A 12600-nucleotide genomic window follows, 5' to 3' on the forward strand; every position below is an offset into this window, starting at 1 on the left:
GCTAACCTTCACACGAAGGTTAGCTATATGATTTTCTTATAATGAAGGATAAATATTTAATATTTCATATCTCAAAACCCCGCTGATATATTTATATCACCCTCACAACGAGTTCCAATAATATGCGTAATCTAAATGACATTAATACAATGCCGCCTTATTGCTCTGCTGCCGATCCTAATATCGCACCAGCAAGTTTTGTGCTGCCGGATAATGCATGTGATTGCCACCTGCATGTATTTGGCCCAGAGAACAAATACCCATATACGGAAAACCGGACTTATACCCCGCCCGATGCATCATTAGGCCAATATAAGGAATTGCAAAGCATTCTGGGCTTGAAACGAGCCGTTATTGTGCAGCCAAGCGTTTATGGTGTTGATAATAGAGCAACACTCGAAGCTGTAAAACAAGGTGGAGAAAATTTCAAAGCTGTTGTGGTCGTTAATGACGATATTGCCACCAGCCAGCTTGAAAGTATGGCGGAGATGGGGGCAAAAGGTGCTCGGCTAAACCTGCTATTTCAAAGCAACGTCAATATTAAAAGCCTCGAAAGTTTAGCCCACAAATTGGCTGAAACCGATATGCACTTGCAACTGTTGATTGATGTATCGAAATCCGCCGATCTTATGACTCAATTAGGTAAGCTTCCCGTCCAGCTTGTATTCGACCACATGGGGCATATGCCTACCACCGTCCCACAAAATAATGTGGGATTCCAAGCAATGTTAAAACTGATGGATAAGGGCAAAGCCTGGGCAAAACTATCTGGTAGCTATCGCTTCACGAGCGAAAAAACCACGCCTTATCATGACGTTACCAAGGTTGCCCAACAGCTCATTTCAACCAACTCAGAAAGGGTGGTTTGGGGTTCAGATTGGCCGCACCCGCATATTCCCGTCGATATGCCTAGAGATGGCGACTTATTAGAAATGCTTAAGCGGTGGGCGCCAGACGAAAACACTAGAAATAATATATTGGTAAATAACCCAGCCCATTTATACGGCTTTAAACGCTAAATAAGACAATCAATTATAAATAATCAAATCGCAATTATTCTTTATTCATGACAGTAAGGAACACCAATGAATTTAAACTCAGAACAGCAGCGGATGCTTGATGGTGAGTTTGGCCCCTCAATCCAGTGGGCAATCAAGTTTCTGGTTGAAACTGGCACCATGCTAGGTGCTGATTCACTGATCCCTATCCGCTACGCCTTCTTAATGGCCGATACCGACGCCATGGGCGAAGCGGGGATCAATTTTGTTCAAGAGCTAGGACAGCAAATAGAGCAAACCAATACGATGCCAAGGGCAAACCTGTATCTTGAAAGCCGCCACACGGCCAATGAGCTAGTAGAGTTCGGCTTGCCTGCATGGTTCGTTGACTTAGATAATCGCCGCTTAGAAGCCATCTCCAAAATTGGCTGCATAATGGAATTTGGCCATATCAATAACCACTCCGTCCCGGCCCCATGCTATGGAGAAGCCATTGCCATGGGCTCGACCCCTTCAGCCATTTACGCCAACTCTGCACTCGGCGCTCGAACAAACTTCGAAGCTGGACCCGCTGCTTTAGCAGCCGCGCTCGCAGGCTATGTACCAAGGTGGGGATTACACCTTGATGAAAACCGGGTGCCCCAGCGTGCTTTCAGCGTCGAGCGTACACCTCAGTCACTGACTGAATGGGGCGCCCTGGGTGCGATAGTTGGCCAACGCCTCAACAACAGCAGTGAAATACCGATCATCCATGGCATTGATGCTCACCCCGGTGCGCTTGCACTTAACCACTTTGGCGCGGCAATCGCAAGCTATGGTGCTGTTGGCCTCTTCCATGTGGCTGGCTGGACACCTGAAGCGTACAAATTTGCTTCACTTCAACTACCAAGCGAAATAGTCAGCAATGAAGAAATTAGCGCATTCATTTCGGGAAAACAGCTAGAAAACGAACCTTTGGATTTAGTTGTCTTTGGTGCACCGCAAATGGGACTGGATGAGATCATTGAATTGGAGCAAGGCTTACGTGGCAACCAAGTTGCCGAAAGGGTAACAATGCTTGCGTTTAGCGACAAGGGCACCATCGATGCCGCAGAAAGGCTAGGCATACTTCGTTCGCTGGAGCAAAGTGGTTGCCAGCTCTTAGACGGCATCGACTATTTCCAAGCTGGCTCTGAACCTATTCGCCAGAGCAACAATTGGCGCACTGCCATCACGCCATCAGTGAAGCTAAGCAACATTCTAAACGGGGCTGGCTATACGGCTGCGGCAGTCACAATCAACAACGCTATACAATCAGCCATCGCAGGAAAAGTTATTCATGAAAATTAATGCATTGCAAAAAGGTCTAGGCGAAGCATGTGAGGGCGAAGTACTGGTTTTAAATGGTGCTTTTTCCGCTCGATACGACTTAGATATCAAAACAGGCGAGTTTCTACGCCCTAATATCGTGGAAGACGGCGTCAGTGTTAAAGGCAAAATACTGGTCGCCGACCGTGCCAAAGGCGGCGTCGCCAGCTCATGGCTGTTCCATGAAATGGTGAGGCTAGGTACTGCGCCCAAAGCGCTTATCTTCAATAATGCCGGCCCAGTGATGATCCAAGCATCTGCATTTTCTGGGATCAGCATATTAGATAAGTTCGACGGGAATATTTGTAGCCAATTAAATAACGGTCAACGAGTCTTTGTATCCCCGAAGGATGGCGTTATTGAAATATTGAACAACGGTGGGGTGGCAATCCAATAATCAATATGCTCATACCTAGCTTGGATATCATCTATATACTTGCACCAATTATCAGCTTAGTCGCGGCCCTGGTATCGTCCTTGGCAGGCTTCGGTGGTGGGATTGTCATGCTCATTTTGCTCTCACCGCTGATCCCAACCAAGGAGCTAATGGCCGTGATTTGCCTGGTGCAATTTGCATCGTTAATCAGTCGCGTGTTGATTTATCGCAACCATATCTCAACCCGTTTCATGCTTGAATTTATGGTCGGCGCTATTCCCGCAACGATTATCGCCTCGCTTGTTTTTGACCAAATTAATGCAGCTAGCCTAGCGGTAATATTGGGTTTGTTCCTGCTCTACTCCGCAATTAAGCCCAATGGCTTACCCTTTGGCAAGCTCGGAAACAATACGCCTTTCTCAGGCGGCGTTCTATCTTTTATTTCATTCTTCGTCGGCGCGCCGGGCCCAGGTATTGCGGCATTGTTGCAAAGGCTTGAGTTCGATAAATTCACCTTCCTTGGCACAATTACAGCCTGTATGCTGATGCAGAATGTCTTTAAGCTTACGGCATTCATTTCCATTGGTGTTCCTATGGAAAAATGGATCGTTATCTGCCTAATAATGAGTGCTACTGGCATCATTGGCACCATAATCGGCAAAAAACTCGGCAATGTCATATCAGAGGTCATGATATTCAGGTTTATCCGAATTGCTATGCTGCTGGCGAGTCTCAACCTGTTCTACAAAGCCATGTCCATATAAGTCAATTAAGAGCATGATATAAGAAAGCCTTGATTCAGTGTTTTAACTTACTGAATCAAGGCTCTTTAATTTATGTTTTGAATATAATTTAAACGCTTATTGAACGTATTACCTCAACCATTCGCCCACGATCACGCCTTCCTGATAAAGATCTTCTAAAATACTTAGGATCTTCTCTTTGACGATCATGGTCGCAGTATTCAATGGATAACTGGAAGGCCAAGACAGGTAAATTTGGCGTGACATTTCTGGCTTCACAATCCGCCTCGCTACTATTTTTTTATCTTGGCACAATTTATAGATTGATGGCCATGGAAATACACCATGGGCGACTCCCTCAGTCACAAAATGCTCGATTAGCCTTGTGGATTCGGTTTCCAGTTTAATATTAAGTGGTAGCTTTTTCTTTTCAGACAGTTCTTCAAGCATTGCTCGAAGCGCATGGCTCTTTTGGCTTAACACCAAGGGCTTTCTGGACAGTTCACTGAAAGAAATTTGCCCACCCGTCACCGTTTCAGGCTCACTGCTAGGGTACTGCTCAATAAAGAACAGCGGTTCTTCATAAATGATTTCACTATTTAGGTTGCCCTTTGGCTTATCACCGGCAATCAAACCCAAGTCTGCCCTTCCCCTCTCCACCATCGCTTGGCTAGTAAGGCTACGTGCTTCCATAGGACGAAGGTTGATATCGGGGTATTCAAGCTCGATTTCTTTTACCAGCCTTGGCGCGACATAAATAGATAACATAGGAGGGAAAACGACAGCGACATCACCTTTAGGAATATTAACTTCATCCCTAACATCGTCTTTTGCTTGCTTGAGCTGACCGAGTATCTTCTTTCCGTGCTGATACAGCACTTCACCTGCCGCAGTCACAGTAACACCACGCGGTGAGCGAATAAATAATTGCGTGCCGAGCTCATCCTCTAGTGAGGCGATATGCTGGCTTAATGCTGGCTGGGCTATCAATAAATTTTTTGATGCTTTTAAAAAGCTGCCAGCATCAACAATCTCAGTAAAATATTTCAATTGTCGAAAGTTCATCCCTGACTCCTATACCAAGATTGTTGATCTGGATCATTCTATATAATTAAAAACACTAGATAAAGTGCTTTAGCTCTCGCTTTTATAGCTTGCTAACTCACCCGGTGCCGGTGTCGCACCAAAGCCGCCTTTTTTGACAATATAATCCCGGCCGCCATTCTCATTGACTAATTTTTCCTGATCAGCCTTCGCTCTAATATCCACTTCTTCAGGGTCACAAATTTTGCGTAATTCAGCCTCAAGTTCAATGACCACTTCATTCATTTCAGGTAACTCAGAAATGTCATTCAGCTCTTCCGGATCCGCTTTTAAATTAAATAACTGGGGCTTGTACCCGACGTAGTGAATATATTTATAGTCGCCCTTGCGTATCATGAAAGCGCCACTGATCGCGCCTGCAGCATGGTACTCAGAAAAAACCACTCTTTCTGGATCATAAGGCTCTGATCCAATTTGATTTAGCGATCTTCCAGCCCAATTTTCTGGTATTTCAGCACCGGTTTCCTTGACTATCGTCGCGCTCACATCCACCAAGGAAACGGGCGTATCGCACACTGTATTTGGCTTAACGTCAGGACCTCGCATAATCATAGGGATTGCACCGGCTTCCTCAAAGAAAGTCGATTTACCCCAAAGTCCCCGAGCGCCCATATTATCGCCATGATCAGAGGTATAGATAACTTGGGTATCGTCTTTTAAACCAACCTCTTCCAAGGTGTCTAAAATTTTCCCTATGTTGTCATCCAAGAATGACACCAATCCATAGTAACTTTTGAGCGCCACCTTCACTTTATCGTCATCGAAGAATTCGTCATGGATCCAGCACTTTCTCCACTGGTTAAGCCAACCATGATCGGGCCTTTCTGAAACCTCATAAGCCTTTGGCATATTGATATCCATATCGGCATACAAGTCATAAAATTCTTGAGGCGCAATCAAAGGAAAGTGCGGCGCAACTAAGCCGATATATAGCACAAATGGTTCATCGCGATTTTGATCGCGTAACCAGTCGCATGACAGCCTAGTTATGTTCCTATCGTATTGGGTATAGGTGCTCTCGCCAGGGCCAATCTGCTCAGACATGGATGAGCACTTCATTCGCCTTGGCAAATCATCACGGACAGAGCCTAGAATATCCCCTTTCTCACCCACAACGTGCATCGGCAAAATTTGTTCGTCAAAACCAACGTCATCCTTGTCATTTCGATAATGCAGCTTGCCAATGGAAGCTGATTTAATATTTTTATCTCGGATCAAGTGGCCCCAGCTTGGCACCTTGCCTTCATAAGGATGAGCATTATCCCAATACCCTGTTTCACACACGTATCGTCCAGCCGCAAACGCAGCCCTACCCGGTAAACAAATTGGCGAATTAGTATAAGCTGACGAAAAACGACAACCTTCACTTGCTAGGCGATCGATATTCGGCGTTTTGATAAACGGGTGACCATGGCAGCCAAGTATTTTACTGGCATGCTCGTCAGACATAATCACAATAATATTTTTCGCAGACATAAAAACTCCATTTATTTATGGCGTATTCATTATTTAATGAGGAAAGAGAGGTATACCCAAGCTATATCAAGATGCAACTTGGGTATATACAACAGAGCAAGCACATTAAATTATGTGCTTGCTATAAAGAGGTACAGATAATTTATGCGGTATCTAAATTAACTTCTTGTGGCTTATTCCTAAAGCGAGAATATAGTTTTATCGCAATAGCCAATACAGGAATGGAGAAGAAAATAAGTGCGATAGGACGCTCAGCAAATATCATAAATCCATTATCACCAAGAAGAAGCGATTGGCGTAGCGCTTGTTCGGCACCCGGCGCGAGAACAAAGGCGATAACAGTTGCTGCCGTACTTAAGTTCATCGTTCGCATAAAGTAGCCAACAAGCCCGAACACACAAGCTAGACCGACATCAAATAAGCTCGACCTTGCCGTATAGGCTGATACACAGGCAATCGCCAAAATAGAGGGATAAATATACGTCGGAGGTACTTTATCAATGATGCGGCCAATATGTACACTGCCAAACCAGCCGACCAAGAAGTAAATAAATATCCCGACTAAGCCCGCAGCAAATAGCCCATAAACAATATCACCAGAGGTTTCAAAGATCTGCGGCCCGACTTGGATACCATGAATCATGAAGACGCCAAGCAACATCGCTGCAATGGTACTTCCTGGTACACCCAACGCCAACAATGGGATCATACTAGGACCAGAGACTGCGTTATTGGCTGCTTCCGGCGCTGCAATCCCTTCGATAACACCCGTCCCCCACTTATCACCATTTTTAGCTTTACGTCGACCTTCGCTATAAGCGACGAAACACGCGACAGCTGACCCTACACCCGGCAGCAAACCAATAACAGCACCAATACCTGCACCTTTACCGATAAATGGTAAGCAACGCTTTACTTCTTGTGCGCTAAGGGATTCATCTTCAACACAACTGGCCTTCATTTTTTGCTCTTTATCTTTTTTGGCTTGATGCTGAGTCGCTTGAACAAACACTTCTGAGATAACAAACAAACCAATCAACAGCGGTACTAATGAAAGGCCGTTATAAAGCTCTATCATACCGAAGTCTAATCTTGGCTCTGACGTGATTGGATCCAAGCCAATCATTGCCAATGACGCCCCCAGCAAAGTGGAAATAATCCCCTTTAGAATTGAGCTTGAAATAACACTACCAATAATCAAGAAGGCACACAGATAAATTGCAAAGTACTCTGGTGGTCCTAGCTGTCGAGTGAACGAAGCAATAGTGAGGGCAGCACAAATAAGCAGTATTTCACCGGTAAAATCACCTATCGCCGACGCCAATGACGCTGTTTTGAGTGCTTTTCCAGCCTGGCCTTTCTGGGTCATGGGGTGACCATCGAGAATGGTTGCTGCAGCCGCTGTTGTACCTGGGGTATTAAACAAAATAGCAGAAATCGACCCACCAAAACGACCAGCTTTACCAATTACGTAAAGGAATGCCAACGCCGACAAAGGGTCTACATAGTAAGTAAGCGGGACAAGCATGGCTATTGCTGCCGATGCTGTCAGCCCAGGGATCGCCCCTACGACAACACCCAATATAGCGCCTGCCACAATAAACAACATTGTCGTCGGTTACGAAAATATGGTTAGAAATCCATTTAACAGTTCCATTGTCTGATCCCTATTAGCTCTTCAGAAAACTTGTTATATCAAACACTTCTGCAGGCGGCTCAAATACCCCCATCAGTATGAAGAACAAGTAGTAAAACACCACGGACATCACCACAGGTAAAATGATCAGCGCCTTCCCTCGCACGCTAAAATGGTATGCAGCCGCAAAAATAGTGAACAGCGTTGCAGTTAGATAGCCAAATGCACTAAACATCCACACATATATAAAGCTCAATACTGAAAGGGGAAGCACCTGCTTAATGAATACCGCGCTATTAAACTTTGGCTTATCGTCAGACACCGAGCTTCCCCTCAATCCCTGAACTGCAAGCACCAAGCCTAACAGCCCCATAAAAGCAGAGATACTTTGCGGAAAGAACCGGGCACTTACGCCAAGGTCATCAATTTCTACAGGGATTTTAAAGGACTCGTAAAATATAACCCCTGAGATAATGGCAATAACAACTCCCGTATAGAAGTTATATCGAGATGTGCTGTTGCTTATCTGCTGCTCTGAATAACTTGATGTTTTACTCATTGTGTTACCTATAATCCATTACTTACTAACCAATGGTTTCCAATCCTGTTTAGCCTGATTCAGTGCCAACGTTGATTGAGTAGAGTCCAAGCTGGTGATCGGCAATCCGGCTTTGTCTAGCACATCCGTATAGCCTGTATCTTCAACCATTTTCGCAATACGTTGAGATAGTGCATCGACGGTTTCATCGGAAACACGCTTTGGTGCCATCACAACAATTGGGGAAGATACTTTTACAAAATCGACATTTTGCTCTTGCGCGGTGGAAACATCAGGCACTGCTGGGTGGCGGGTATCAGAAAGCACTCCAATTAGACGAATATCTTGTTCAAAACCTAGTCCTAAATGAGCACCAATCACGCCAAAGTCAATTTGCTTGCTCACCAAGGCCGATCTTACTGACGCGCCGCCTCTGAAAGGGACATCTCTGACCTTAATATTGTTTTTATCTAATACACCAACCCCTGCTATGTGCCAAACATTGCCCCTACCGGTATGTCCCCAACGTGCAGATTTGCCACCCTCTTTCAAGTAAGCGAGCAACTCCGGAATATCTTTAATTGGCGAAGAAGCAGGAACAAAGACACCAGCGGTTAATTCACCCACAGTCGCAACAGCCTTGAAGTCATTAGAAGACACAACTTGGCGCTTACTCAGGTTACGCAGCAACATCGAACCGGCAGAAGAAAGGTATAACGAATAGCCTGTTGGCGGTTGGTCAGCCACGAAACGTCCGCCAATCAATCCACCACCACCAGGCTTGTTAACGACAACAATCGGCTGCCCCTCTAAATAGTCAGGTGCTACTTTAGCCAATGCACGAGCATAAGTATCAACCCCTCCACCAGCACTGTATCCTACAACCATGTTTACTGGGCGCTGAGGAAACTCAGCTGCAATGGTTGCAGTGTAAACCCCCCTTAATTAGTTACACGCATAATTAGAGTTTCCAGCTGATGAATGTAATGCTAGATATTCCCATGGCGTCAAGTCATTCAGTGAGTCATGTGGCCGCTCTTCGTTATATTCGCGTACCCAGTTTTCCGTCAGCTCTCGTACTTCTGTTAATGTTTTGAACACATACATATTTAGGATTTCATCGCGGTATGTTCGGTTGAAGCGCTCGACATATGAGTTCTGGGTCGGCGTTCCTGGCTGTATAAATTCAAGCTTAATACGGTGTTCTTCAGCCCACTCGGCAAGCGCAGTAGAGATAAATTCGGGACCATTATCCATACGCAGTTTTTTAGGGTAACCACGCCAAGCAACGACCCGTTCCAGTACTCGTATCACCCGTAGTGCAGGCAAGTTGAGATCAATCTCGATGGCCAATGCTTCACGATTGAAGTCATCAACGAGATTGAATGTCCTGAAGCGCCGTCCACAGAACAGGCTATCGCTCATAAAATCCATAGACCAACAGTAATTAGCTGTAGTAGGTACTGCTAACGGCTCTGGACTGCGTGTTGGTAGACGTTTCTTACCTCGCCGCCGTTTGTTCAAATTAAGGTCGCAATACAGGCGATAAACACGCTTGTGATTCCAGTTGTGTCCCCAGCGGCGTAGGATTTTAAGTAGCTTACTGAAGCCATAGGCTGGATAACGCTCAACCGCTTCCTGTAGCTTCAGGATTACTTGGTCATTCCTATGAATCTCAGGCTGATACCGATACACTGAATCACTGATGCCAACAGCGCGACAGGCCATACGAAGGCTTGCCCCGTGCTTCTCACGGGCATAATTAACAAGCTCTCGCCTAATCGCTGGCTTTACAGCTTTTTTTCAATAATGTCTTTGAGGATACGGTGCTCAAGGCTGAGGTCTGCAAACATAGATTTAAGCCGGCGGTTCTCTTCTTCAAGCTCTTTCATACGCTTGATATCTGAGGACTCCATGCCACCGTATTTCGCTTTCCAGTTGTAGTACGTGGCATCTGAAATGCCGTATTCACGGCAGACTTCTTTTACCAGTCTGCCTGCCTCTACTTCTTTCAAAATCTTGACGATTTGAGTTTCCGTGTAGCGTGATTTTTTCATTGTTAGCTCTCCGTGTTGTCCCAGTATAGGCCGGAGGACTCTAATTTCATATGCCCCTAGTTTAGAGGAGGTTTACAGCAGAGCTAGCTAAAAGAACAATCAAACTAGTGATACTTTTCTTAATAATATTTCGTATGTACATAGTTATAACCTGCCTTTTCTTTAGAGTCAGTTAGTTATCTGTGCAATATCACAAACATTAACAATAAATTAACACCCTAAAGCACTTCATGAAAATACTATATTCATATTACCAATATAAGGAAATGTTATAACCGAACACATCACAGATTTACAGTTTGATAACAGTTACTTATGGCAAACCCACAAACAAGATAAAACACCAACTCAACGTAACTTATTAGCCATTAACTTCATACATGTATCAGTAATTTGTTTTTTACCCTATATCCCAGAGATTAAATGTTAACCAAAACATTACAACTCATAGGAAAAAATGCAGTTAACGAGCGTCATACTGGAAAACGTAATCAACAAGCAATAGTACAATGTATTTACATTTCACTTACTTCCGATCGAGATAGATAAGCAACCCAGTGCTTATTAAGATAGAGGCAATTTGATTCAACGTGTCGATACGAGCTAACAAATTATTTAACCAATAAAAAAGCACGCCATTGCTAGCAATAGCGTGCCTATATGAATCTCTGCTTGTAAAACTATCTAGGTAAAATAAAGTGAAGTTTAGAAATGGTAATTTGCCATAATCACAACCTGTTGGGTGTTGTCGATTTCTACCTCATTTTCTTCATAGTCTTGATGAATGTACCGGTAGGTAACGTCGGTGCTCCAGTCGTTGCTGATTTTTATCGATGTGCCAACTTGCAGGCCACGCACAAAATCTACCGACGAATCACTCTGTATATCGTTATAGCCAACACCTAATAGAAAGCCACCATTTAGGGATACCCTATTTGACACCCCATACAAATAATCATAAGAAACATAATATAAGCTTTGCGAAAACTTATCTTTATAGCTGTAATTTGCTGCCACTTTATGGTTTGAGTCGATGATCGCCCCTGCATGTAACTGTACAAATGCATCTTCGCCGTTCTCAGATCCAGCACCATCCAGCCTGTCGTTTTGGTAACCGACCCCGGCGCCGACAAAGTAGTCAGTTTCAGCGCTTGAATAAGAGGGGTAAAGCACCAAGGAGAAAGTGGCAATGGCAAAACCGCATGCTGTGCCTATGCCTGTTTTAAACAACTTGTAGTCTTTTGGATTAAACATGATACCAATCCTTACCTAGCCTACTTTAAGTAATAAACGTCGCCCACACGCACTAGCGTGATTGTCTATTAGATAGATTCACCTCCATCAACTACTAATAATCATTTGATTTTAAGGTTTTTTATCACATTCACAGAAGAGAGCAACAGTACTTTCACTTCTACGTTGATATAAAGATAAAGCAAGTGCCCCTATTAAAAACAAATAATTTAATTCGATAACACTAAGCATTTTATTTGTTTAAAATACGAATAAAACAGACAGTAGCCACAACTGAATTATTACTACTTTAATTCAATTTACTATTATTTTTTCATGACTACGCCCGATTAAAGACAATGATTTTTCAATCGTAGTCTAACTATTAAGACACGACTTTCTCATTTTCAAGAATGCTCTTGAAGGCGATAATTTATAAATTCAGGCAAATCTAAAAACGCAAAGACCAACAGTCAATAAGCCTACCAACGTGAAAACAACATGTTTCTACCGCAACGACTTAAGCTAGGCAGAGCAAGAAAACAAGAAATTTATACCGAAGCGAAATACTTGATAATAGATTGGAGCGTGCAGCGGGAATCGAACCCGCATCATCAGCTTGGAAGGCTGAGGTAATAGCCATTATACGATGCACGCTTTTTGGTATTGGCATTGCCAATAGGGGATAACATCGAACAAGATTCATAATGTCAGATTGCGGCATAAAAGGAAGTACTGATTTTCTATATCTGAGCAAGATCACAAAAACAACCAACAAACGCTTAATTAACAACCAGATAGCAAAAAGCCGACTTCAAGTCGGCTTTAAATATCAAGAATAAAAGGGAGGTTATTTACTTGAAGGATACTCCCCTTCTTCTTTCCCCGGCCCCTTCACTGTCCAATGTTCATTCGGATCATAAGCTTCATCACAAATATCTAATGAAAAGCCCATATCAACGACTTCTTTCAAGGTTAAGTTATCTGCCAACTTCGCAATATCGCCTGATTTGTTCCGCAGTTCCATGTTCGCCACCTATCATTGCCGCAACACCTTAACTATAGCGGTGAACAGGTGAGTTTGCCTTTCAC

12 protein-coding genes and 1 tRNA gene are annotated in these 12600 nt (G+C 43.9%); 4 read left to right on the forward strand and 9 right to left on the reverse strand.

Annotated features, from left to right (window positions below; translation table 11 throughout):
* The first annotated feature begins 122 nt into the window (after nt 1-122).
* From C9I98_RS06930 to C9I98_RS06945, 4 genes are all read left to right on the forward strand, one after another.
* Entirely contained in the window at nt 123-1019 is an 897-nt protein-coding gene (locus C9I98_RS06930; RefSeq protein ID WP_211318308.1) for an amidohydrolase family protein, read from the forward strand.
* 66 nt (nt 1020-1085) lie between these two features.
* Nucleotides 1086-2327, forward strand: coding sequence for an aconitase X (locus tag C9I98_RS06935; RefSeq protein WP_036816346.1), 1242 nt, complete (start codon nt 1086-1088; stop codon nt 2325-2327).
* A complete protein-coding gene (locus tag C9I98_RS06940) occupies nt 2317-2742 on the forward strand; it encodes an aconitase X swivel domain-containing protein (protein WP_036816348.1) in 426 nt (141 codons plus the stop codon). The genes C9I98_RS06935 and C9I98_RS06940 overlap by 11 nt, the downstream gene beginning before the upstream one ends.
* 5 nt (nt 2743-2747) lie before the next feature.
* Nucleotides 2748-3485, forward strand: coding sequence for a sulfite exporter TauE/SafE family protein (locus tag C9I98_RS06945; protein WP_036816351.1), 738 nt, complete (start codon nt 2748-2750; stop codon nt 3483-3485).
* A gap of 108 nt (nt 3486-3593) precedes the next feature.
* On the opposite strand, the gene C9I98_RS06950 is transcribed toward C9I98_RS06945, so the two are convergent.
* The 9 genes from C9I98_RS06950 to C9I98_RS26630 all read right to left on the reverse strand — a co-directional run bounded on the left by C9I98_RS06950 (nt 3594) and on the right by C9I98_RS26630 (nt 12535).
* Nucleotides 3594-4529: a LysR family transcriptional regulator gene (locus C9I98_RS06950; RefSeq protein WP_036816354.1), complete on the reverse strand. Its 936-nt coding sequence runs from the start codon at nt 4527-4529 to the stop codon at nt 3594-3596.
* 69 nt (nt 4530-4598) lie between these two features.
* Nucleotides 4599-6044, reverse strand: coding sequence for a sulfatase family protein (locus C9I98_RS06955; protein WP_036816357.1), 1446 nt, complete (start codon nt 6042-6044; stop codon nt 4599-4601).
* Between the two features lie 142 nt (nt 6045-6186).
* On the reverse strand, nt 6187-7653 hold the full coding sequence (locus C9I98_RS06960) for a tripartite tricarboxylate transporter permease (RefSeq protein ID WP_107271776.1): 1467 nt from the start codon (nt 7651-7653) through the stop codon (nt 6187-6189).
* 61 nt (nt 7654-7714) lie between these two features.
* The gene (locus C9I98_RS06965) at nt 7715-8239 is read right to left on the reverse strand and encodes a tripartite tricarboxylate transporter TctB family protein (protein ID WP_107271777.1); all 525 of its coding nucleotides are present in this window, start codon (nt 8237-8239) and stop codon (nt 7715-7717) included.
* Between the two features lie 18 nt (nt 8240-8257).
* On the reverse strand, nt 8258-9106 hold the full coding sequence (locus tag C9I98_RS06970; RefSeq protein ID WP_051902200.1) for a tripartite tricarboxylate transporter substrate binding protein: 849 nt from the start codon (nt 9104-9106) through the stop codon (nt 8258-8260).
* Between the two features lie 57 nt (nt 9107-9163).
* A protein-coding gene (locus C9I98_RS06975) for an IS3 family transposase (RefSeq protein WP_107271778.1) occupies nt 9164-10275 on the reverse strand; the annotation gives its coding sequence in 2 pieces (ribosomal slippage) (nt 9164-10014 and nt 10014-10275; 1113 coding nt in all).
* Nucleotides 10276-10980: 705 nt separating this feature from the next.
* The gene (locus C9I98_RS06980) at nt 10981-11529 is read right to left on the reverse strand and encodes an outer membrane beta-barrel protein (RefSeq protein WP_081879061.1); all 549 of its coding nucleotides are present in this window, start codon (nt 11527-11529) and stop codon (nt 10981-10983) included.
* Nucleotides 11530-12090: 561 nt separating this feature from the next.
* Nucleotides 12091-12165: transfer RNA gene (locus C9I98_RS06985), tRNA-Gly, on the reverse strand.
* 193 nt (nt 12166-12358) lie between these two features.
* Nucleotides 12359-12535, reverse strand: a complete 177-nt coding sequence (locus C9I98_RS26630; protein WP_170111210.1) for a hypothetical protein — start codon at nt 12533-12535, stop codon at nt 12359-12361.
* Nucleotides 12536-12600: the final 65 nt, after the last annotated feature.

The organism is Photobacterium sanctipauli, from assembly GCF_003026495.1.
Classification (GTDB): Bacteria; Pseudomonadota; Gammaproteobacteria; order Enterobacterales; family Vibrionaceae; genus Photobacterium; species Photobacterium sanctipauli.

Excerpts from the sequence above, each read along its gene's own strand:
- C9I98_RS06930 (WP_211318308.1), top strand. The coding sequence starts at position 123 with ATGCGTAATCTAAATGACATTAATACAATGCCGCCTTATTGCTCTGCT.
- C9I98_RS06935 (WP_036816346.1), top strand. The coding sequence starts at position 1,086 with ATGAATTTAAACTCAGAACAGCAGCGGATGCTTGATGGTGAGTTTGGC.
- C9I98_RS06940 (WP_036816348.1), top strand. The coding sequence starts at position 2,317 with ATGAAAATTAATGCATTGCAAAAAGGTCTAGGCGAAGCATGTGAGGGC.
- C9I98_RS06945 (WP_036816351.1), top strand. The coding sequence starts at position 2,748 with ATGCTCATACCTAGCTTGGATATCATCTATATACTTGCACCAATTATC.
- C9I98_RS06950 (WP_036816354.1), bottom strand. The coding sequence starts at position 4,529 with ATGAACTTTCGACAATTGAAATATTTTACTGAGATTGTTGATGCTGGC.
- C9I98_RS06955 (WP_036816357.1), bottom strand. The coding sequence starts at position 6,044 with ATGTCTGCGAAAAATATTATTGTGATTATGTCTGACGAGCATGCCAGT.
- C9I98_RS06960 (WP_107271776.1), bottom strand. The coding sequence starts at position 7,653 with ATGTTGTTTATTGTGGCAGGCGCTATATTGGGTGTTGTCGTAGGGGCG.
- C9I98_RS06965 (WP_107271777.1), bottom strand. The coding sequence starts at position 8,239 with ATGAGTAAAACATCAAGTTATTCAGAGCAGCAGATAAGCAACAGCACA.
- C9I98_RS06970 (WP_051902200.1), bottom strand. The coding sequence starts at position 9,106 with ATGGTTGTAGGATACAGTGCTGGTGGAGGGGTTGATACTTATGCTCGT.
- C9I98_RS06980 (WP_081879061.1), bottom strand. The coding sequence starts at position 11,529 with ATGTTTAATCCAAAAGACTACAAGTTGTTTAAAACAGGCATAGGCACA.
- C9I98_RS26630 (WP_170111210.1), bottom strand. The coding sequence starts at position 12,535 with ATGGAACTGCGGAACAAATCAGGCGATATTGCGAAGTTGGCAGATAAC.